Source organism: Streptomyces sp. NPDC005303, assembly GCF_040607335.1.
Taxonomy (GTDB): domain Bacteria; phylum Actinomycetota; class Actinomycetes; order Streptomycetales; family Streptomycetaceae; genus Streptomyces.
Genome location: NZ_JBEXGM010000035.1, coordinates 1 through 20,687, shown reverse-complemented (window position 1 = coordinate 20,687; position 20,687 = coordinate 1). Strand labels below are relative to the sequence as shown.

The 20,687-nt window shown below is 68.0% G+C and carries 17 protein-coding genes and 1 pseudogene; 9 read left to right on the top strand and 9 right to left on the bottom strand.

The features are described 5' to 3' along the window. Positions 1 to 240 precede the first annotated feature (240 nt). From ABZT93_RS33715 to ABZT93_RS33705, 3 genes are all read left to right on the top strand, one after another. Positions 241 to 1,461, top strand: coding sequence for an AAA family ATPase (locus ABZT93_RS33715; RefSeq protein ID WP_356111860.1), 1,221 nt, complete (start codon positions 241 to 243; stop codon positions 1,459 to 1,461). A 133-nt stretch (positions 1,462 to 1,594) separates the two neighbouring features. Next, a complete protein-coding gene (locus ABZT93_RS33710; protein WP_356111858.1) occupies positions 1,595 to 3,373 on the top strand; it encodes a transposase in 1,779 nt (592 codons plus the stop codon). Between the two features lie 343 nt (positions 3,374 to 3,716). Then, on the top strand, positions 3,717 to 4,121 hold the full coding sequence (locus ABZT93_RS33705) for an ATP-binding protein (protein WP_356111856.1): 405 nt from the start codon (positions 3,717 to 3,719) through the stop codon (positions 4,119 to 4,121). Between the two features lie 34 nt (positions 4,122 to 4,155). On the opposite strand, the gene ABZT93_RS33700 is transcribed toward ABZT93_RS33705, so the two are convergent. Both ABZT93_RS33700 and ABZT93_RS33695 read right to left on the bottom strand, forming a co-directional pair. Continuing rightward, entirely contained in the window at positions 4,156 to 5,262 is a 1,107-nt protein-coding gene (locus tag ABZT93_RS33700; RefSeq protein WP_356111854.1) for a hypothetical protein, read from the bottom strand. Positions 5,263 to 5,584: 322 nt separating this feature from the next. Then, on the bottom strand, positions 5,585 to 5,782 hold the full coding sequence (locus ABZT93_RS33695) for a hypothetical protein (protein ID WP_356111852.1): 198 nt from the start codon (positions 5,780 to 5,782) through the stop codon (positions 5,585 to 5,587). A gap of 206 nt (positions 5,783 to 5,988) precedes the next feature. On the opposite strand from ABZT93_RS33695, the gene ABZT93_RS33690 reads away from it, so the two are divergent. Continuing rightward, positions 5,989 to 8,736 (top strand): SpoIIE family protein phosphatase, encoded by a 2,748-nt coding sequence (locus ABZT93_RS33690; RefSeq protein WP_356111850.1) that lies wholly within the window; start codon positions 5,989 to 5,991, stop codon positions 8,734 to 8,736. 681 nt (positions 8,737 to 9,417) lie between these two features. Then, positions 9,418 to 9,840, top strand: a complete 423-nt coding sequence (locus ABZT93_RS33685) for a helix-turn-helix transcriptional regulator (RefSeq protein WP_356111848.1) — start codon at positions 9,418 to 9,420, stop codon at positions 9,838 to 9,840. Positions 9,841 to 9,852: 12 nt separating this feature from the next. On the opposite strand, the gene ABZT93_RS33680 is transcribed toward ABZT93_RS33685, so the two are convergent. The 3 genes from ABZT93_RS33680 to ABZT93_RS33670 form a co-directional block, all read right to left on the bottom strand. After that, positions 9,853 to 10,350: a hypothetical protein gene (locus ABZT93_RS33680; protein ID WP_356111846.1), complete on the bottom strand. Its 498-nt coding sequence runs from the start codon at positions 10,348 to 10,350 to the stop codon at positions 9,853 to 9,855. A gap of 350 nt (positions 10,351 to 10,700) precedes the next feature. Next, positions 10,701 to 11,276: an ImmA/IrrE family metallo-endopeptidase gene (locus ABZT93_RS33675; RefSeq protein ID WP_356111844.1), complete on the bottom strand. Its 576-nt coding sequence runs from the start codon at positions 11,274 to 11,276 to the stop codon at positions 10,701 to 10,703. Next, positions 11,277 to 11,666, bottom strand: a complete 390-nt coding sequence (locus ABZT93_RS33670; RefSeq protein WP_356111842.1) for a helix-turn-helix domain-containing protein — start codon at positions 11,664 to 11,666, stop codon at positions 11,277 to 11,279. A 131-nt stretch (positions 11,667 to 11,797) separates the two neighbouring features. On the opposite strand from ABZT93_RS33670, the gene ABZT93_RS33665 reads away from it, so the two are divergent. The 3 genes from ABZT93_RS33665 to ABZT93_RS33655 are packed head-to-tail and all read left to right on the top strand — an operon-like array spanning position 11,798 to position 13,597. Beyond that, positions 11,798 to 12,055 (top strand): multiubiquitin domain-containing protein, encoded by a 258-nt coding sequence (locus ABZT93_RS33665; protein ID WP_356111840.1) that lies wholly within the window; start codon positions 11,798 to 11,800, stop codon positions 12,053 to 12,055. Beyond that, positions 12,030 to 13,199: a ThiF family adenylyltransferase gene (locus ABZT93_RS33660; protein WP_356111838.1), complete on the top strand. Its 1,170-nt coding sequence runs from the start codon at positions 12,030 to 12,032 to the stop codon at positions 13,197 to 13,199. Before ABZT93_RS33665 ends, ABZT93_RS33660 begins: the two co-directional genes overlap by 26 nt. Then, positions 13,196 to 13,597, top strand: coding sequence for a DUF6527 family protein (locus ABZT93_RS33655; protein WP_356111836.1), 402 nt, complete (start codon positions 13,196 to 13,198; stop codon positions 13,595 to 13,597). Before ABZT93_RS33660 ends, ABZT93_RS33655 begins: the two co-directional genes overlap by 4 nt. A 500-nt stretch (positions 13,598 to 14,097) precedes the next feature. On the opposite strand, the gene ABZT93_RS33650 is transcribed toward ABZT93_RS33655, so the two are convergent. From ABZT93_RS33650 to ABZT93_RS33635, 4 genes are all read right to left on the bottom strand, one after another. After that, positions 14,098 to 14,682, bottom strand: a complete 585-nt coding sequence (locus ABZT93_RS33650; protein ID WP_356111834.1) for a DUF6193 family natural product biosynthesis protein — start codon at positions 14,680 to 14,682, stop codon at positions 14,098 to 14,100. 305 nt (positions 14,683 to 14,987) lie between these two features. Continuing rightward, positions 14,988 to 15,548: an XRE family transcriptional regulator gene (locus ABZT93_RS33645; RefSeq protein ID WP_356111832.1), complete on the bottom strand. Its 561-nt coding sequence runs from the start codon at positions 15,546 to 15,548 to the stop codon at positions 14,988 to 14,990. A 3-nt stretch (positions 15,549 to 15,551) separates the two neighbouring features. Next, positions 15,552 to 17,648 (bottom strand): helix-turn-helix domain-containing protein, encoded by a 2,097-nt coding sequence (locus ABZT93_RS33640; RefSeq protein ID WP_356111830.1) that lies wholly within the window; start codon positions 17,646 to 17,648, stop codon positions 15,552 to 15,554. A 62-nt stretch (positions 17,649 to 17,710) separates the two neighbouring features. Continuing rightward, positions 17,711 to 20,104 carry a Helicase associated domain protein gene (locus ABZT93_RS33635; RefSeq protein WP_356111828.1) on the bottom strand — a complete coding sequence of 798 codons (2,394 nt, stop codon included), beginning with the start codon at positions 20,102 to 20,104 and terminating at the stop codon, positions 17,711 to 17,713. A 489-nt stretch (positions 20,105 to 20,593) separates the two neighbouring features. Between ABZT93_RS33635 and ABZT93_RS33630 the strand changes: the two are divergent. Next, positions 20,594 to 20,687 (top strand): annotated as a pseudogene (locus ABZT93_RS33630) (chorismate mutase); the annotation flags it as partial.

The window sequence follows — 20,687 nt, the reverse complement described above, 5'->3', positions numbered from 1 at the left end:
CGTGGGGTGACCAGGTGGCTGTTGTGGGGTGGTTAGCAGGTCGGGTTGTGGCTGTCATGGGTTTCGCGGTTCCTGTGTGAGTGCTTGTCGGGGTCGGGTGGGCTGGCGGGTATGACGCAGGGGGTTTCGGCGGGTGAGGCTGGGGCGGGTCCGGTCGCTGGTGGTGGTGTGCCGGGGGTGGGTGTGTCGTTGGCGCGGGGTGTGGTGGTGCGGCGGCTTCTTGCGGTGGAGGGGCAGGGGGTGCTGTCGACGCTGCATGTGCGGATCGCGGCGGAGTTGGCGGGGGTGTCGGAGCGGACGGTGTGGCGGTGGCTGGCGAAGGGGCGCCGGGGTCAGGTCGAGGCGCGGCCGCGGCAGGACGGGTTTTCGCTGAGTGACGCCTTGTGGGAGGTCCTCGCTCAGGCGGGTGGGAACGTTGCGGAGTTGCGGCGCAGGATGCTCCAGGCTCAGGAGCAGGGGGTGTTGGAGGGGTGGGGTGCGCGGTGCGTGCCGTCGATTCCGACGTTGCACCGGGTGATCAAGCGGGATCTGGGGGCGGGCCGGGTGCTGGAGGTGGCGCGTCCGGCAGGGGCCCGTGCTGGGGTGGAGCCGAGTCCCTATGACCGGGCGCTGGCGGAGTTGGGGCTCACCGACGGGGCGGGCGGACCGCTGGTGGAGGAGCCGGTCGGCGATACGTCTGCGGCGCAGAGCGGGCCGGGTACCGTGGCGGCAGAGGGGCGGGCTGGTGGGGTTCGGTTGTACGTGCCGGGGGCGCGGCTGGTGTCGACGCGGCAGGTGGCCGGGGTGGTGGAGGCGGTAGGTCATACGGTCGCGGCCCGTGGGATGTGCTGTGTGTTCGGGGATCCGGGCTTGGGCAAGTCGGTCGCGGTGGAGCAGGCGGTGCGTCTTGTGCCGGGCCGGGTGCCGGTGTGGCGGGCGGTGGCCGGGGTGGCGCCCGCTCTGCCGCAGCTGCGGGCCTCCTTGTGTGAGGCGCTTGGGCTGCCGTTGGGGGCGCTGACGCATCGGGCTGGGCCGGCCGGTCAGGCGCTGGCGGGGGCGCTGGCCCAGCCGGGGGTGCTGGTGGTCGATGACGCTCAGCGGCTGACGCCGCCGTTGCTGGATTATCTGCGGCAGTTGTGGGATGCGCCGGGCTGTGCGGCGGCGCTGGTTTTGTGCGGGGCGGGAAGCGAACGCGCGGTGGCGCGGGCGTCGGCTTTGCGTTCGCGGGTGCTGACCTGGCACCAGGTCGGCCGGCTTGAGCCGTCTCAACTACTACAGACGCTGAGCCTGTTTCATCCGGTGTGGGCGCAGGCGGACCCGGAGGACATGGCGCGGGTGGATGAGCAGCGGGCGCGCGGCAATTTCCGTACCTGGGCGAAGATCACGTCACATGTGTACGCGGCCCGTGAGCGCGACCCCGCGCGGCGGGTGGAGCGGGAACTCATTGAGGAGGCCTGCGCGCGTCTGGGCCCCTACCCGTGACTCCGGCTCCACGGAGGGCTGGTGGACGGGGCCTGTTCCTGCTGGTGACGAGGTGACGAGGTGACGAGGTGACGAGGCCGGGGTGGAAAAAGACGCGCCCCACGCACGCGGATGAGGACGAAGGGGGCATGGGGTGGACGGGCAGCCGCTGGCGCCGCCGGGGGATCCAGCCGGCGTGCTGGGCGAGGAGTCGTTGAGGGCGTTGCGGGCGCCGGCGGTGCGACGGCTGCTGGCGCTGCGCGGCGAGCGGCGGTTGTCGCGGGAGCATGTGCGCCTGGCCGGGGAGTGTCTGGGCGTGTCGGAGCGGACGGTGTGGCGGTGGCTGGCGGAGGCTTCCCGCTCGCCGCGGGCCGCGCTGCGCCCCGGTGAGCGCGGCGGTGGCCGGTTCGAGATCACGGGGGAGATCCGGGTGCTGCTGGCGTACTGGCACGGCAACGCCTCCGCCGTGCACCGCCAGTTGGTGGCCCGGGCTGAGAACAGCAGCCATGACGGGCCGGCAACACCTCCTGGATCCGCGGCTCCTCCTGGGGGCGCGCCGCCGGCGGCGGTGCCATTGCTGGAGCCGGTGCCGTCGCTGTCGACGTTCCTGCGCGCGGTGCGCCGTGATCTCACCGCGGGGGAGCGGGCCGGTCTTGCCGCGGGAGCGGACGCGGCCCGCGCGCACGACGTCTTCAGCAAGCGGGCGCTCTCGTGGCGCAATCACGTGTGGGAGGCCGATCATGTGCAGGCGCCGCTGCTGGTGGATGCCGACGGCGACCTGGTGCGCCCGTGGGTGACCTGGTTCGTCGACACCGCCACCAAAGTCATCACCGGCACCGCCGTCACCCCCGGTACTCCGTCCCGTGCCTCGGTGCTGGCCGCGCTGCGCGCCGCTGTGCTGCGGGAAGACCCGTATGGGCCGGCGGGAGGGACCCCGGAGCAGGTGCGGGTGGACCGGGGAAAAGACTTCCTGTCGGCCACCGTCACCGCGGCGTTCGGCACGATGGGCGTGACGGTGAAGGACCTGCCCGCCTACAGCCCTCATCTCAAGGGCACGGTGGAAAACCTCAACCGCGCGGTGGACCGGATGCTGTTCGCGGCCCTGCCCGGCTACACCCTCACCCCCACCCAGCTCCGTACCGGCCGGCGACGCAAAGGCACAGGGCCCAGGCCGGAGACGTCCGGTGCCCTGTCGTTTGAGGACTTCACCGCCGAGGTGCTGGCCTGGACGGTCTGGTGGAACACCGAGCACCGGCCCCGGGCACTGTCCGGCCGTACGCCGCTCGAGGCGTGGCAGGCCGACCCGACCCCCGTCACGGATGTTCCGGCCGCCGATCTGTGGACGTTCCCCCTCGAGGACGACGGCCGGACGCGGAAGCTGTCCAGCCATGGTGTGCGGTGGCGCGGGCGCACCTACATCGCGCCCTGGATGACCGGCCAGGCCGGCCGTACCGTCACCGTGCGCTACATGCCGCACCACGACCACGAGATCGACGTCTGCGACACGCGCGGCGCGTATCTCGGGCCCGCGCACCTCGCGGACGCGGCCACCCCCGAACAACTGGCGGCGGTGCGCGCGGCCCGCGCGCAGCGGGCCCGACGCCTGCGCGCGGAGGTCAAGGCCGCCGAGACACTGCGCCGGCAGCGCTTCGCCCCGGCCACCACCGCCAAACCGGCCCAAAGGCTGGGAGCCCTCACCTCCGCCCAGGCCGAGCACGAACTCGCTGCCGTCGAGCACACCAACGCCTCGAAGCTGGCCCTGCCGGACCTCATCCCGCACGCCGCACCCCCGGCCGACTGGCGCACCCCGCCCTCCCTCACCCCCCGGACCACACCCGGCCGGCCCGCCCCGGCCCCGCCCGAGCCCGCCTCCGCCAGTCCGCCCTCTCGGGTGCCGGCTCCTGACGCACGCGACGACGGAGACGCCTCGTGACCGCGCCCTCCTACCAGTACGTCGACCTACCGGATGCGTCCGTGGTCACCACCCGCGCCCTGCTCACCGCCCGGGAGAACATCACCGACACCGTGGATGCCCGCGCCATGATGTGCCTCCACGGCGGCGCCGGCTTCGGCAAGACCCTCGCGGTCAATGTCTGCCTGCGCGAGCTGGAGCACGAGGACGTCCGCAGGATCACCTTCCGGGCCCGGCCCACCGCCCGCGCGGTGCGCTACGAACTGTTCACCGCACTCGATCTGCCCGGCCAGCCCCCACGCCACCCCAGCGAGTTCGACCGCCTGCTGAAACCGCCCTGGCCGAACACCCCCGCACCTTCCTCGTGGACGAGGCCCAGTGGCTCAACGGGGAGGCGTTCGAGTACTTCCGCTACCTGTGGGACGAACCCTCCACCCAGCTCGCCATCATCTTCGTCGGCGGCGAGGGCTGCCACACCGTACTGCGCCGCGAGGCGATGCTCTCCTCCCGCATCTTCATCTGGCAGCACGTCACCCGACTCACCCCCAGCGAGGTCCTCGAGACGATCCCGCTGTTCCACCCGGTCTGGGCCGACGCCGACCCCGACGACATCACCTTCGCCGACAGCCGCGCCGCACACGGCAACTTCCGCGCCTGGGCGAGACTGACCGCCCACACCCGCACCGCACTTGCCCGCACCGGCCGCCCCCGCGTCGACCAGGAGCTGCTGCGCTGGGCCTTCAGCCGCCTGGGCGCCTCACCGGGGTGACCACCGGTGAGGCGCGCGGAGAAGGAGCGGGGAGTTAATCAGTCGGCGGTCGGGGGCGGTCGTCGAGGACGATGGTGGTCACCTCGCCGTTGTGGGAGCGCTCGGTGCTGGTGGCGGCGGTGACGGCCTGGTGGGTGCGGGTGTGGATCGCGTGGGCCAAAGCCCAGCCGGCGAGGTCGTCGTCGGCGGGCTGCTCAAGGATCCGCTGGGTGGTGACCAGCACGGCGAGCAGGGAGCGGCCGGAGAGGTGGGTGTCGATCTGTCCGTCGTCGGTGTCGCTGATTGTGTCCGGCAGTCGGAAATGAGCATGCGTCAGGGACTTTTCCACCAGGAACGCCCAGGTGTCCTTGTGGCATATCAGCCGGGCGGAGGAGACGGCGGCCGCTGCCAACAGCCCGCGCCGGTACTCGGCCTGCTGCTCACCGATGACCGTGGGCTCGCTGCTCGCCGTGCCGGCGGGTTCGACAGGTATTGAGGACGGCGCTGCGGCCGGGTCGGGGCCGGGCGCGGTGGGTTCGGTGCCGTCTTCTCGAGCAGGAGGCGCGGACGGCAAGACACCTGCACTGTCTCCCACTTCATCGTGAACGGCGGGAGCGTGCGAAACACTGGCGAGGTCACCTGGTACTCGCTCCGCGGCCTGCCCGTTCGCCGTGACCTGGTCCGTCGGCTCAGCAAGATCGTGGAAGACGTGTCCGGCTCCGGTGGGCGGCGTGTTGTCGGCGGCGTCCGGGGCGTGCTGGTCAGGCACGGGGGTGTCGTCCTTCCGCTCGTCGTCGATGCCGGCCCCGGTCTCGAGGGCTGGGGCCTGCCGGGCCTGGATGGCTTCCTCGGCCGGTTGCACCGTGCCGGGGATGTGTGGCAGGCCCAGGGTGTGGGCCCAGGCCTGGGCGATCTCGCGGCGCAGGTCGTCGACAGATGCGCGGACCTGGCCGAGGTCGCTGAGCATCCGTTCTTGCCGGCGGCGCAGTTCGCGGTTTTCCTCCCGTACGCCGGTGGTGCTGTAGGTGACGTGTTCCAGGACCTTGCTGTGGCGGCTCTCCTGCACCTGGTGCAGCGCTGTGATCCCGGTATGGGGATCAGCGAGCATCCGGCGGACCTCGCCGAGCTCACCGATGATCTTCTCGATGTCCCGTCGTGCCACGCGCCCTCCCTTCGCATTGACCGGGACATCCCTTTCCGTCCGCCCATGAACTGACGCTGCACTTTTCAGCCGTTTCGCGTATGCCGGATTTGTCTGCCTCGGCTTGGGACGCCACCGGCTGATTTCCGTAGGTCGGCGTACGGAGCCCACTGCTGCTTCGGGCCGACACGGCCGGCGACATGTGCTCTGGAATCGCTTGCTCAGCGGGTCCTTCGAACCACGGTCGGTTCGGGGTGCGCGCCTCACGCCCTGCCCGGTGGCCGATGGGCGCACAGCGCAACCATCACCCTCGCCCAAAGGAGCCGGCAGGGCCCGTTGACGGCTATCGGGCAAGGAAGGCGAGGATGGCAAGACACAAGGTCAGGGCTGCAGCAAAGGCGACACCGCTGCGCGAGAGGGCCGCTGGGATAGCGGCTCCCTCCCAACGGGCGAGGCCGAAGGCGATCACTGCGGCAACCGCGGCGAACAGGATGGCGACCGCCAGGACGAGGAGCAGGAACGCCGTGGAGCCGTGGTTCACGAGTAGCACCGCCTTGATGGGGTTTCACGGGGGAGGGATTGCGACGTTTCTGAGTAAAACCTGCTGGTGAGCCGGTTGAATGTTCTCCCGTGACAACAGGGGGTTGTCCGATGAACAACTGAGCCGGAGGGTGCGTGAGCGGCAAGGGGAAACGACCAGGCCGGCCATGGGCACCACCCAGAGGTTCGTGTGCTGAGATCAACCAGTTGGTTGAGCAGGTGCGGTCCTGGCTGGACGATGCCGAGATATCGGTGAGGCAGCTCCACCAGCGTCTTACGCCGGATCACTTCACGGCCGGAGCAGTTCCGGAACTGCGCAGACTGCGTGATCTGTTGTCTGGTGAAGCGCTGACATGGGACCTGGTTGAAGCGGTGGCGGACGTCTGTTTTCCCGAAGAACCGGTCGACCGCTCCGAGCAGCGTCTGCAGGTGGCGAGAGACTTATGGGAAAGGGCCCGTGCCAGTCCGACGCCGGTCGCGCCGGGCATGCAAGAGCTGGCCCTCGCTCGTGACCTGCTGGCGGCCAAGGACCGCACCATTGAGGTGTATCAGGAGCTCCAGGTCGTCCGGGGGGCCTACGAGGCCAGCGAACGCAGTCGAGCCCAGGCGCTTCAGATTGCCACGCTCCTGTTCGCCATGCTGGGCCAGGCTCAGGCCAAGACGGTGCAACTCAAACGACGGGTTGACGCCCTGCAGGTGCTGCCGCCGAAGAACCCAGAGACGCACACAGCGCTGGAGTTGCGCCTGTCCCGCGCGCAGCGCCAGCAGATCGACCTGCGTCAGCAGCTGGCACGTGCCGAGCAGGAGAGAGACACCGCCCAGCAGGTGGCCGACCATGCCGCGCGCCGCATGCATATCTTGGAGGCAGAACTCTCTGAGCTGCGGGAGTGGGCGGGATATGACGATCGCGACCTCGCGCAAGAGCCGGCCGTGCAGGTTGCTCAGCCCGGTTTGCAAGCGATCTCTGATGATGACGCGGCTCTCGACGACGTTGATCTTGCCTTGCAGAAGGCGCGTGCTGTGCTTGATGAGGAGCACGACGCCGTTCAACAAGCTGCCCACGACATGGGATATCGGGCATCCCCGTCTTTGGTTCCTGCCAGTGTCACCCTCAAAGGGGTGCCGGCCCAGGCCCAGCACGTGGTCCCCGAACAGTCCCTGTCTCAGGCACATCCAGAGTCCTCAGCGTTGTCCGGGACAACCCGGGACAACCAGATGACCAGCCATGATGCCGCTTTCGCCGTCGATTCATCGCGCCTGTCGGCTGATCGTTTGCGCTACATAGGTGCCGCGACTCGACGCATTGCCCGGGGCATCGATCTGGACGAGATCGTGATGGGTCTGTGCCGGGCGACGGTGCCGACCTTCTCGGACGCGATCCTCGTCTATCTGCGCGACCCGCTGCCCGTAGGCGACGAGCGGCCCACCGGCCCGCTGGTGCTCCGGCTGAGCCGCACAGACCGGATTCCGCAGCAGGAACGGGATCTGGAGGACGGCATTTTGCCAGTGCCGGAGAACCTCTTCGAGCTGGACGGCCTCGGCACCGAACTGTGCGAGGTGCTGCCCGGCAGCGCGCTCGCCGAGGTGCTGCGTGGGGTGCGTCCGGTCTTCTCCGACGCGCCCGAAGCCTGGGTGGCCCTGACCGAGCTGCTCGAAAAGGGCTTTGAGCATTGCGTCGTACCAGGAAGGCGCGCGATCCTCGCGCCGCTGCGCGGCCGACGCCGAGTGATCGGTGCCGCGTTGTTCCTGCGCAACCCCGACCGGCGCCCATTCGACGACGACGACCTGTTGGTGGCTGCGCAACTCGCCACGCACAGCGCGCTGGGCATCGACAAGACAGTCTTGGACGGGCGTCAGGCTCTCATCGCCGGCGAGCTGCAGCGCAGAATGCTTCCGAGGGCGCTCCCTCGCTGTACTGGCGTGCGCTTGGCATCTCGCTATTTGCCTGCCGCAGATACGGCCCGGGTGGGCGGCGACTGGTACGACGCGATTCCGCTGCCGGGCAGCCGGATTGCGCTGGTCGTCGGTGACGTCATGGGCCATGACATGGCGTCAGCAGCCCTCATGGGCCAACTCCGCACCACCACGCAAACCCTCGCGGGCTTGGACCTGCCCCCGCAGGAAGTGCTGCACGCCCTCGATGAGCAAGCCCAGCGCCTGGGCCCTGACTACATAGCGACCTGCTTGTACGCCGTCTACGACCCGGTCTCGCACCGCATCACGATCGCCAACGCCGGTCATCCGCCGCCCATGCTGTTGCACCTGGGCGGCCGCGCCGAGGTGCTGCGGGTGCCGCCAGGCGCGCCGATCGGTGTCGGTGGCGTGGACTTCGAGGCGGTGGAGCTGGACGCGCCGGCCGGGGCGACCCTGCTGCTGTACACCGACGGGCTGGTGGAGTCGCGGCTGCGGGACGTGTGGACCGGGATAGAGCAGCTGCGGGAGAAACTCGCCGTCACCGCGCAGCTGACCCGGCCGGATCATCCGCCGCCGCTGGAGGCGCTGTGCGACGAGGTGCTCGACGTGCTCGGTCCTGGCGACCGGGACGACGACATCGCGCTGCTCGCGGCCCGCTTCGACGGGATCGCGCCGAGCGATGTGGCGTACTGGTTCCTGGAGCCGGAGGACGCGGCACCGAGACGGGCGCGACACCTTGCGCGGCAGGCCCTGTCCCGTTGGGGTATGGAGGATCTCACAGACTCCGTAGAGCTGCTGGTCAGCGAGCTCGTCACCAATGCCGTGCGGTACGCCACCAGGCCGATCACCATGCGTTTGCTGCGCACGGACGTGCTGCGCTGTGAGGTTGGCGACGATGTACCGCAGCTGCCCCGCCTACGCCGGGCTCGGGCTGTGGAGGAGGCTGGGCGGGGCCTGTACGTCGTCAACCGGTTGGCCAGGCGCTGGGGCGTGACGCGGCTGAGCACTGGCAAGGTGGTCTGGTTTGAACTCAACCGGTGAGGGTGGGCTGGCACGAGCGTAGGAGACCAGCCCCCTATCTGACGGGAGCCTCCAGGATCAGTGCCGCATGGCGCGATCCTCCTCACTGGCCTGCTGCCACGTGCTGCTGACCTCCGCACCACAGTCCTCACGCACCAGGTCGTGCGCGGGGACTGTGGACATGCTGTTCCCGCCCGCCCGGGCCGCTCTGCTGGGGTGTGTCGCCAGCGGTGAGCACATCAGTGACGTCTGCGCCGATCTGGGAGTCTCCGTCCACCGGGCCCGCAGCTACGCCGCGTATGCCCCAGTTCGGTGTTGCGTTCTGGATCTGGCGCTGACCGCGGGACGCGATCCCGGCCTCGCTCACGGTGCCGCGGCGGCCTACCGGCATGGCCGCTGTCGTTGCCCCGAATGCCGTACCGAGAAGAATGCCAATCGCCTCTGAATCCGCAAAGGGAGCGGTCAGCGCCCGGCCAGGCGACTGCGGATCAAAGCGCCGCGTTCGTCAGCCCCGAGCTGACAACACCGCTGTGGGACAGTCCCGCGCTAGCGGGAGCGTAACTTATTTGCTACGCTTGAGGCCTCGTGGTGAGGCCTGGCTGGCTTGACGGCTGTCGGTGGGTGTCTAGTTCCGTCGCGGGAGATTCACGTCATGAGCTGTTCGATTGGTGCCACGGACCAGGACGGCGGGAGGAGAGCATTATGTCTACGCAGCACGGCGCCTTCTGGGATGACCTTGCAGAGGATCTGCAAGACCCTGAGTTCATGCGCCACTACGTGGTGGAATCGATCCGCATCGCCACTATCGACCGCATTGTCAACGCACTCGATGAGGCGCGGGATGCAGCCGATCTCTCCAAGGCTGCTCTGGCCCGCGCCATCAGTGCGGAGCCGGCAGTTGTGCGACGGCTGTTTTCCTCTAAGCACGCCAACCCCACACTGGGAACCTTGGCGGAGATCGCAGCGGCGCTGGGTATGCGCATCACCTTGGAGCCTCTTCCTGTAGCAGAACGGAAGTCGGTGACTGAACCACTTTTGGAGGGCGGAGTAGCCGACACCCGCGCGCTTGCGGAGCACCTCGGCAAACTGAGAAGTCCCAAGGCTCGCTCGCGCGCAGTTGCCTAGCCTGACCCTTGCTCATTCAATAGAGCGAGGGTTCCTCTTGCGGTACTCCTCACCCAAGGCTCGCACGGCTTGATAGTCGGCGGGTGCCAGCACTGTCCGGAAGGGCTTGTCGCGGCCGGCTATCACGACCAGGAGCGGCTTGTCTGTCCCTTCCGCGTCGTAATCCAGCAGGCAGAAGAGGCGATAGTGATGCCGCTTCGGACCGTCGACGCGCACTTCGTACCAACCGGCCATGTCCGCCTTCATGGCCTCCCAGTAGCCTCCCCCTGCGAAGCTCTTCGGCGGTGCCGCCGCAACAGCCGCCAGAACGGATCGCATCGTGGCACGCACTGCTGTGGGCGTAGAGCGCAGGAAATCGCGGCCGGGTGAAGCCCGGTGGGGGTCATCCTCGACGTGCCGCTTGAAGTAAACGACGTCATGCTCATCATCGCTCGATGGTCTCGTGACGACTTGCGGCTTCTTGGTTGCGCGCGGCGTAGCGCGACGCCGACTGCGTGGATCCGGAGTCATTGATGAATGATCACTGGTCCACGCATAACGGCGGAAGGGGCCCGGAGATCTTCATACAAATCAACCGTGGCAACTCCCTGCCGACTGGGGCATGAGGCAGCCGGCAGGGGTGGCCGATGCTGCCTAAGGCACCGCACATCTGTAGGCCGTTGTGGCCGCATGTTCACCCTGCTCAGGCCATGCAGGTGTGGTTGTTGAGGTGGTGGATGGTGCGTCATCCCTGTCGTCTCGCACCGCCGCCCCCTCAGCTTTCTCAGACGCTGCCGCAAGCCTGCGGCCAACTGCCTCCTGAGCTGGCCTGGTATGGCCAAGTAGTCGAGTCGCAGTCGTATTGAACTAGAGCGAGCGCGTCAGGCGGGGGTTCCGAACCCGTATTTCTGAGCGGTGCGCTTGGCCCGCACGCGTTGGCCTTTCATCTGGTTCTGTGCGAACTGCTTGCTCACCCCGTAGGCGGCTGCGACGCGTTCGTTGTCCCAGCCATTGAAGGCCATGCGTTCGGCTGCGGCCAGTGGTACCAGGAGCTCGCCGGCTATGAAGGCGGCCTGCTTCTCCTGCTGCTCGTTGAACTGCCGCTTGTGGTCCTCACCGAGGATGACGCTGTCGAAGGAGTGTTCCAGGAGGTGGTGGCCGAGTTCGTGGGCGATGTTCGAGCGGCGGCGCTCCAGTTGGTGTGACTCGTTCTCGATGATGACCCTGGCGGTGCCCAAGGGGACGAGTGCGGCGGACCACGCCGATGTTCTGTGCTCAGTGAAGTACTGGAACGCCTCGTCGCTCATGTCGGCTTCACGCAGGTTGCTGAGGGTGTACACGCTGATCCCGTGCTCCTCGGCGAGGGCATAGGGGTCAAGCGGGTCGCGCGGCCCCAGGCCGAGTCCGGCGCGTTCCTCCTGCGCCACTTCGCGCATCAGCGCCTGTGTCCAGCGCACTCAGTTACTCCCGGACGCGCGTTCGGCACGGAATCTGCGGGCGGCGGCTCCGATGACTTCCTGGAGGTAGGCCACGTCCCCCTCACTGAGATCGCTGCGGGCGCGCAGGAGGGGCACCAGCGATGCCACCAGCTCGGGCTCCTCTTGCGAGAGAGAGGCGGGGGTGGCTTCGGGGGTGACGTAGAAGGTCTCCGCCGGCATGCGCAGCCATGTCGTCATAGCGGCGAATCCGGTGACGTCCGGCTTCAGTCCGTTGGCCATCCGCGAGATGGTCGATGCGCTCACGCCGAGTTCCTTGGCCAACTGCCGCCAGGACAGCCCCTTTTCCTCCCGCGCGGCGTCCAGAGCCGCATGCAGAGCCTGCACGTCCACGGTCGGGCTTTCGCTCATCGGTGTCCCTGATTTCTCGCAACGCTCAACTTGTCGATCACCTCTGCTACAGTCTAACTGCTCGAAACTTCGAGCACTGGTCGACTTTTGGACTGTCTCGGCCAGGTCGTTCCGCACATCTGGAGGTACCCATGCCGCAGGACCACGGGCCTCAGCCCGTCACGATCATCGTCAACACCCGACCGCACCCGTGGGAGGCGAAGGAGATCACCTTCGAGCAGGTCGTCGACCTGGCCTTCCCCGGCCAGCCGCTGACCGAGCAGGACACCTACACCGTCCGCTACAGCCGCGGACACGACGGGCACGGCTCCGGCAGCCTGACGGCCGGCCACAGCGTGCGAGTGAAGAAGGGGATGGTCTTCGATGTCTACCGCACCTCTCGCTCGTGACCCCGACCTCTCACGCCTCCTCGACGACGGTTACGACGTCGTCCTGCAAGCGGGGCACCTGATCGTCCGCCACATCCCGTACGTCACCTCAGGGTGCGCCGTCAATCACGGCTTCCTCGCCTACCCCGTGACGGTCAGCGGCGATCGCATCGTCTCCGGCACCGACCACCGCATCTGGTTCGGCGGGTCCGCCCCATGCGACGAGCACGGACGGCCGCTGGGGCTGGCCAACCCCGAGTCCCGCGCCATCGCCGAGGGACTACAGGCGCAGTTCATGCTCTCCAGCAAGCCAGGCCCCGACGGCTATCCCGACGAGTACACAAAGATCACGGCATACGCGCGCATCCTCGCCGACCAGGCACAGGCCATCGACCCGTCGTTCACGCCTACCCCAGGAGCGGCCTGGCAGGACGTAGACGACGGCAGCCCCTTCGTCTACCGCGACACCGCCACCTCCCGCGCTGGCCTGGCAACCGTCAATCGCCGCTACCGCGGCCACCACATCGTGATCGTCGGCCTCGGCGGCAGCGGCAGCTACATCCTCGACCAGATCGCCAAGACCGAGGTCGACACGATCCTGCTCATCGACGGCGACACCTTCGACAACCACAACGCCTTCAGGGCACCCGGCGCCCCCACCGTCGAGACGCTCCGCAACCGCCCGAACAAGGCCGCCTACTTCGCCTCGCTCTACGCCAACATGCACTGCGGTGTCACCTCCTGCGAGCAGTACCTGGACGAGGACAACCTTGACCTCCTCGAGGGAGCCACCTTCGTCTTCCTCGCCTCCGACGACGCAGCCGGCAAACCGGCCGTCATGGACTGGCTCGAATCCCACGAAGTGCCCTTCATCGACGTAGGCATGGGAATCGAAGAAATCGATGGCCGACTCAGCGGACTCTTGCGCGTGACCGCAAGCCTGCCGGGACGCCGCGAACAAGCCCGCCGACGCATCCCGCAGCTGGCACCCGAACGCGACGCCTACGCACGCAACATCCAGACCGCCGACCTGAACGCGCTCAACGCTGTCCTGGCCGTCAACCGCTTCAAGCGCTTTATCGGCGTCTACGCCGACCTGACCGAGGAAGGCTTCTCCACCTACTCGCTGATCACCAACGAGATCGCCAACGAGGACCGGCAATGACCCCGGTCAACAACCTGCGCCCGGTGTTCGTCGAGACCTTCCCGACACCGATGGAACCGGCCATCCTGTACGTCTCGATCCCCTACGGCACATGCGGCCACCTGTGCGCCTGCGGATGCGGGCACGAGGTCATCACGCCACTGTCACCAGCACAGTGGTCCATCACCTACGACGGCGAAAGCATCTCTTTGGCACCGTCCATCGGCAACTGGGCGCTTCCATGCCAGGCGCACTACTGGATCCGACAGGGCAATGTGCACTGGAGCCGCCGATACTCCTCGGTAGAGATCGCTGAAAACCGTGAACGGGACCGCCGCCACCTCAGCGACGCTGTGAGCGAGGGAAAGCCCGGGCTGCTGAGTCGACTCCGACAACGATGGCGCCCACCTAGACGATGACGGCGGACCCGATTCCTGTCCCGGATGCCGTCCTTCGGTGTGGGTAGCACCCGACCGTAGATCGGGTGCAGACCGCAACAGCGGACACGCATGCGCTGTTCCGCGGGCACGGCCGCCCGCCAGATCCTCCCCGAGCCGGGCGCCGTCTTCTCCTTGCCCAGCGCAGCTGCCCGGCTGGTGGCGGGGCTGATGTTCCTGGCGCAGCTACCACGGGCTGTTGTCGCACCGTCGGCGGACCGCGGCCGCCCGCCCCATGTCCCTCCACACCAGCTCGGCCATGTGGCCGGATCCAGCAGCGCGTCCGCGATGGTGAGCCGAAGCTCAGGAGTTGTCATCAGCAGGACCGGCTGAAGTGGTGAATGGGGACGGTCGAAGCAGTCTGGTTGTCACCAACGAGGCATTCGACTTGTCACAAGTGCTTGTTCGGCAGCCTTTCTGTCACCAGTGCCGGGGCGATGCGGGCGGTGGTCGCACCCACGCGGCTCCTCTGTCGGGCAAGGTCATCCGCCAAGCGTGACCGGGCCGAGGCCGGACGGCATATGGTGCACGGCCATCGCCACGGCCTCGTGCGCTGTGGCGAACAAGCCAAGGTCCGAAGTGATGAACCCTGTCCCCACCCCGTACATGCCGTCGCTGCCCGCGGTCAGGCACGGTCCGACGACGGTCAGGCGCGGGCGGGTGGTGGTTGAGAAGCGCAACGCCCAGTGGCTCGTGAACGGGTAGAGGGCACGAAGCGCCGGCTCGGCGTGCGCCGCCTCGATCAGGGCTTGATACGTCTCCTGCCAGACGTAGTCCAGCCCGCTCGCCTCCACGCGCATGCTCTGCCACTCGGATTCCACCAGCCGCGCGGAATCGAGGTCGGGCACCTCGAACCGGCCAGTCAGGTGCACGAAGGGTGCCGCCTGGCGAATGCCGTTCAGCGCCGCGCCGTCGTGCCAGGCCCGGGCGGCCCTGGCGACCTCCGCCAGGTCGTCCGTCCTGCCATCAATGAGGGACAGGCTCTGGAACGGTTCCGTGCCGCGGATTGACCACCGTCGCTCGTGCGACGATGCACTGATCTGCAGCGGCTCGCGGTGCGGCAGCATGCTTGTGACGGTCGCATGAAGCAGCGGATCAAAGTCCGAGGACGTGACGGGAACACCGGCGAGGCAGCCTTCCGCCTCGGCCCGGAGCGCTGCGGCGAGGCTGCCGCAGGGCCGCGACATCGGGGTACAGGGCAGCGGGATCAGGAGGGGTGGGCACGGCTCCTGATTGTGCCCGAGCCGCTGATTCCCGGGATGGGCGGCCCCAACGACCTGCAGCCTCGCCGGTGACAACAAGCCTGCCTATGTGACAACTACCGTGCTTCGGCTCAGATGGCGACCATCTCGGGGAAGACGACCGCGTCCGGTTAGTAGTCGAGGTCGAGGTAGTCGATGTCGTTGAGGGTGACGTCGGAGAGTCCTGTGGCGCGGCTGCCGCCGTCTTGGAAGTAGATGTCTTTGAAGCCTTCGGCGATGATCTGGCGCATCTCCTGGTCGCTGGCGCCTGTGTTGCGGGCGTTGAACAGGCGTTGTGCGTAGGCCGGGGGGAGGTGGACGGTCAGGCGGCGGAATCTTCCGTCGTCGGTGGTGCCGACGGGCGCGGTGTACCCGAAGCGGGCGCGGGTCTCTACGGTGATCCCGCCGGTGGTCGCGGCCTGCCTCTGCCGGCGCTTGCGGACCTGTGGCTGCCAGCGGGCCCGTACGGCGGCGTCGATCCGTTCGGCGATGGCCTTGGGCGGGTGCTTGCGCTCGCCTGTGCGGTAGCGCTCCACCGACCGCTGGCTGACACCGATCTCCTGGGCAACGGCTTTGGTCGTCTTGAACTGCTTCATCAGGAAGTTGATGCGTGCCTGGAGTGTTTTGGGCGGCTGACGGGTGAACGCTTCCCGGTCGGCCCGCTCGATCGCCTCGTCGATCTCTCCGGCCACGGCCTACTCTCCTTCGTCGAGGACGGCGTCGCCGCCCTTGATGTGCCGGGCGGGGTTGTAGCCCTGTTCCATGAGGTCGACCGCCCAGAGCATTGACTGGACGCCCTCGAGTTTGGCCAGGCCTGGGGTCGGCCCGAGACGGAAACCCCCGGGTTGGGGCTTGCCGGAGGCGGCGTAGGGCAGGAAGTCGAGCGGCGAGTCGCCGGGTGAGGGGTAGACGACGCAGTCGGAGAGCACGGCGAGGGGGTACAGGCCTGTCATGGTGGCCATGTTGCGCAGTTTGCGGTGCATGTTGATGCGGGCTTTGGAGATGACGGCGGCGCGGATGTCGGGGCGCCAGGTGGGCCGCTGCAGGGCCGGCCACCGCTCGCCCTCCTTGTATTTCTTGCCCTGGGGGCGTTCGCGGAGCTTGCCGATGCCCCCCTTGACGGTGGCCTTGATGGCGGCGAGGACGGCCGCCATCGCCGGGTCGGCGTCCTTGTGCCGCTCCATCGCGGCGAGGAAGGCGCGGTCGTCCAGGTCCCGGGTGACGCCGAGGTCGGCGAGGGTGTCGACGTAGGCGGCCTTGAGCCGGTCGTGCCAGGGGTCCAGGTAGGCGCCGGTCTCCCGGCGCAGGTACCCCTCGATCGGGGTGACGTTGTAGCCGAGTTCCTGGGCGTAGGCGACGGTGTGGGTCTGGTACCAGGCAGGCCCGGTGGGCCGGGTGCCGTCTGGCGTGAACGGTGAGGGCAGGCGCGGGTCGACCTCGACGTGGGACAGATCCACCAGCCAGCTCCCGGGGATCTTCGGGTTGAACACCGGGTTGTGGAAGTGGTCGGGGGCGGACAGGCCGACGACCAGGCGGGCCGCGGCGGCGAGGAAGGCGGTGTTCAGGTCCAGGCCGACCGCGTACGGCAGTGTGCACTCCTCATCGCTCAGCAGGTCGACGTCGCGCACCCACTGGTAGGCCTCCTCGTTCAGGAAGCCGCCGTTCCAGCCGCTGTCGACGACGACGGGGTGTTCGGGGGTGGCTTCCGGCGGGGCCGGGTCCATCGGCTCCGTTCCGAGCGAGCCGGGGTTGTGGCCGGGCACCCAGTTCCCGGTGGCGGGGTCCTGCGTGGCGCGTGTGGGTGGCCGCAGCGCCGTCATTAGCTCAAGGCCCGATACGGCTGTGGAGCCGCGCGGGGTGATGACGCGGGTGGCGTAGACGCCGAGAACGCGGGCGATGTCGGCCGGCTCCATCTCCGCAACTGCGGGCCAGGAGCGTTCATCGAGGGCGTCCCAGGACAGGATCGCGAGCTGCACGCACTGCCGCTCGCGCCCCTGGGCCTTGCGGTAGATCCTTGCCCAGGGGCCGAACCCGCGCTGGGTGAGCCGCCATTTCGCTTTCACCACCTGCTTGACCACCGGGTGATCCTCCGGCAGCCGAAGGGAGCGGCGCTGCTCATGGCCCTCAAGGCGTTCGGGCAGTCCGAGCTTCACGGCGGCCGCGGCGGTGAGCACGATCAGCGGGTCGCTGTCCTTGCCGTTGCGGTGCAGGCGCGGCGCACCGAGCCCGGACTCGCGCAGCGTCCACTCCACCAGCTCCACCACGTTTGTCGCCGGGCAGTCGAGCACGATCCCACCGACGCCGTACGCGGCCCCGTCGCCGTCGAGCACGGCGAGCGGACCGTGCGGGAACCGCGGATCGGCTGCGGGCTGCGCCGCCTTCGTCGCGGCCGGACGCCGCGATCCCGCGGCCGGCCGGGCGGCGGGATGCGGCGGCCCCGCTGCTGGGACAGCGGGAGTTGGCGGGGCCTCTGTCGTCTCCACCGCGGACGCAGCCGTTCCCGATGCGGCTGGCGCCGTCGCGGCAGCCGGGGCCGCACTGGGAGCCGGATACTTCGCTGCCCACCCCTTCAGCAGCCGCTGGTAGGCGTCCAGGCGCGGCGACTTCGGCTCCGAGCGGCCGTTCTCCCAGTTCTTCACCGACTGAGTCGTCGTCTTCAACGCAGTCGCCAGACGGGCCTGGGTGATACCGGCGGCCTCACGCAGGCGGGCACGCTCCGCCGGAGGCGGCAGGTGCGGCTCCTCGTTCAACAGAGCATCGACGGACGCGAACAGCTCTTCCTCAGATGCCATATCCCTGCACCCTCACGTCAGAACCCGACTTCTTAACCAAAAACTTAGCCCACTCCTTAACCTTACTGCGCCCATTCCAGTCCCAGCGTGGCGAGTGCGGCGAGTTTGTCAGCGGTCAGCTTCGTGCGGCGGGTTTTCTGGTTCATGATCCAGACTCCGAGCTTCACCTCCGACCCGTCGTCCAGTGTCTCTACGTGCCCCCGTGGGACGGTCACCGATCCGGTGCGGGTCTTATACTGCGCCAGGGCCGCCACGCCCTTCTCGAAGGCGCTCAAGGCCGTCTGGGGCGCCGCGGCGGGCACCTCTGCCTCCGGCGCCGGGGCCAGCGGCACGAGTTGTTCCAGGCGTTCGCGTTGCCCGTCCGTCAGGGTCTGCCAGACCTCGATCTTGCGCTGCTTGGCGAGCCATTTGCCGATGTCCATGCCGTGGACGGTGAATCCGGGCAGGACTTCCACCTGGCCGGCTTGGCCTTCTTCGTCGGCGACCAGTTCGCGCAGTGCGGCGTAGTGGCGTTGCCAGTCCGGCGGCCAGTCCGGGTTCCAGTCCTTGTCCACGGCTTCCAGTGCCGTCTTCCACTCGGGATGTCCGTCGAGGGCGCCGGGGCGGCGCAGGTTCGATAGCCACTGCCCGACCGGCTTGTCGAGCATGGTGGCGGAGCGGGGTGCGCAGAGTGTCCAGTGCTGGTCGTAGTAGGCCTTCGCGGCTTCGAGGTTTTCCTGGAAGCGTTCATCGGCCAGGGACCAGACCATGCCGAGTTGTTCGAGCCGTCGGGCGCGTTGGCCGGTCATCTGTCCGGCTGTGTAGGCGCGTCGTTGTTCCGCGACCCATTGTCCAAGAGGTGTCGCGCCCTCGCGGTGTCCGTAGGGCACCCTGGCGTTCCCGGTCCGCTCGACGTACGTCTTCAGCTTCGCCCAGCCGCGGCCCCAGTCCTGGCGTTCGGTGTCGATCACGTTGAAGGAGACCCAGTCCGCGACCATCACCGGATCCCTGGGAGCGGCGAAACGGAGCAGCAGCCGGGATTCTTCCTCACCGTCTCCCGGCGCGGCACCGATGTTCACGGACGGCTGCGCCACGTCTTTCTGCGGCTCCTGTGGAATCGCCAGCAATTCGATTGCCTCTTCATCGTGAGCGCGCAGCCCTTCCAGGACTTTCACCAAAGGCCGATACGATCCCGAGGTGAACATGTCCTCCGGTTTCTCTCCCGGCTGTAGGAAGACCGGCACGATCAAAGAGGCCAACTTCCCTTGTCCGGGCTTCTGTCGGAGTGCCCGGCCGATAGCCTGGACGATGTCGTGCGGCGCTCCCTTGGGGTCCAACAGGGCAACTGAATCCACGGCTCTGATGTCGACGCCCTCGCCCAGGACCCGGCAGTTCGAGAGCACGGCCCGCTGCGCCGTCGACCCGAACGAGCCGAGGACCTCCCGTCGGCGTTCGGGGACGTGCTCGCCGCACAGCCAGTCCGCCCAGATCCGCTTCGGGTAGGTCTCGGGCTGGTCGGCGTGCAGCTTGGCCGCGACGCGCTCAAGGCCTTCCGCATACGCCTGGGCCTCGATGGTGCGGTGGTGGAAGGTGATGCACGTCGACAGATCGTGCTGCGCCATCGTGTGAAGCAACGCGGCCTGGAGGGCTCCGAGGCGCTGCCCGCGGACCTCTTCGGTGTGCCGCTCCTCGCCCATCAGCCGCTCGGGAGTGACGACAGGGTCCTTCAGCTCCAGGACGATGATCTGGTACCGCGCCAACAGGCCCCGGGAGACGGCAGATGCGAGCGAGAGCTTGTACAGGACGGGCCCGAAGACCTTCTCGTCATCCATGCTCGCCGCCATCTCCCGCGGCAGCGGATCCCGCACCCCCTCGGCAACCTCGCGGTTCAGCCGCTCCTCCCAGATCCGCGGCGTCGCCGTCAGGTACAGCCGCCGGTACGCCGGGATGACGCTCTGGTCGTGGATGTCCGCCCACGCCTTACCCATCGAACCGGAAGTCCTGTGGGCCTCATCAACGACCGCGAGGTCTACTGGATCAAGCTTCTGGCCGTAGGCGCCCTCGAACGCCTCGGCCAGGACGCCCAGCGAGGCGTACGTCGCATAGATGGTGACCGGCCCTTGCCCGTGCCACAGCGCCAACTGGATCGGGTTCGTCGTGGAGCGCACCTTCAACGACCACAGCTCCGGGTCGTCCTGAAGCGAACATACCGCCACCGCCGGCCCCCTGTGGCCGGCCTCGTGCCACGCCCTCACCGTCTGCGCCAGCAGATCCAACGTCGGCACCAACACGAGCACACGCCCCCTGGGCACAAGCCGCTTCGCCGACGCGGCAGCCATGACGGTCTTCCCCGTGCCGCACGCCGCGTGCACCTGCCCGCGAAGACCATTCCAGGGAATACCGCCCGGCGGAACATCAAGACCCCGCACAATGGCGGAAACGGCCTCGATCTGGTGATCACGCAGCTTCACGGCCATGCCCCGTGTTCTCCTTTTTCGCGGAATGCAGCGCGTAATAGCAAATAGAATCCAGGCGCAAGGTGCGCGGTGGTAAGGGTGTAGCATCTGATCCCAGATTCTACACAGTCAAGGCTCGTGATGCATCACCCGTAGACAACTTCACACCCGAGGATGGCACAGTGACTCAATCTCACCCACGAACAGTCAGCTGTCCTCTATGCTGACAGGGCGAATAGGTGAACATGCCCGGGACAGGTAGACGGTGGGGGAGGGGTTCAGGGTGGAGCGCAGCGGAACCCGTCACTACCCCCAGGCTGGCACCCCGTCAGGCCGACAGCCCGTCACATCCCTTGTCGAGGTAGTGACGGGGAATCCCAAGCCCTACACAGCCCCGCGCGTGATGCATCCACCCTTACTGCCAGCCCCAAGAATCCCGCTTGCGGGATTCCCTCAATTCGCGCTTGCGCGAATTGACACGCACTCAGAATTCCGCTTGCGGAATTCGAGGCCTTCGCTGAGAAGTTCCTGAATATCATCATCGCCGAGGTGATCAGACACCACGATCGCATCGCCGAGGACACCGTGAACGGCTCCGCCCCGC

Excerpts from the sequence above, each read along its gene's own strand:
- ABZT93_RS33685 (WP_356111848.1), top strand. The coding sequence starts at position 9,418 with ATGTCTACGCAGCACGGCGCCTTCTGGGATGACCTTGCAGAGGATCTG.
- ABZT93_RS33680 (WP_356111846.1), bottom strand. The coding sequence starts at position 10,350 with ATGACTCCGGATCCACGCAGTCGGCGTCGCGCTACGCCGCGCGCAACC.
- ABZT93_RS33670 (WP_356111842.1), bottom strand. The coding sequence starts at position 11,666 with ATGAGCGAAAGCCCGACCGTGGACGTGCAGGCTCTGCATGCGGCTCTG.
- ABZT93_RS33665 (WP_356111840.1), top strand. The coding sequence starts at position 11,798 with ATGCCGCAGGACCACGGGCCTCAGCCCGTCACGATCATCGTCAACACC.
- ABZT93_RS33660 (WP_356111838.1), top strand. The coding sequence starts at position 12,030 with ATGTCTACCGCACCTCTCGCTCGTGACCCCGACCTCTCACGCCTCCTC.
- ABZT93_RS33655 (WP_356111836.1), top strand. The coding sequence starts at position 13,196 with ATGACCCCGGTCAACAACCTGCGCCCGGTGTTCGTCGAGACCTTCCCG.
- ABZT93_RS33650 (WP_356111834.1), bottom strand. The coding sequence starts at position 14,682 with ATGCTGCCGCACCGCGAGCCGCTGCAGATCAGTGCATCGTCGCACGAG.
- ABZT93_RS33640 (WP_356111830.1), bottom strand. The coding sequence starts at position 17,648 with ATGGCATCTGAGGAAGAGCTGTTCGCGTCCGTCGATGCTCTGTTGAAC.
- ABZT93_RS33635 (WP_356111828.1), bottom strand. The coding sequence starts at position 20,104 with ATGGCCGTGAAGCTGCGTGATCACCAGATCGAGGCCGTTTCCGCCATT.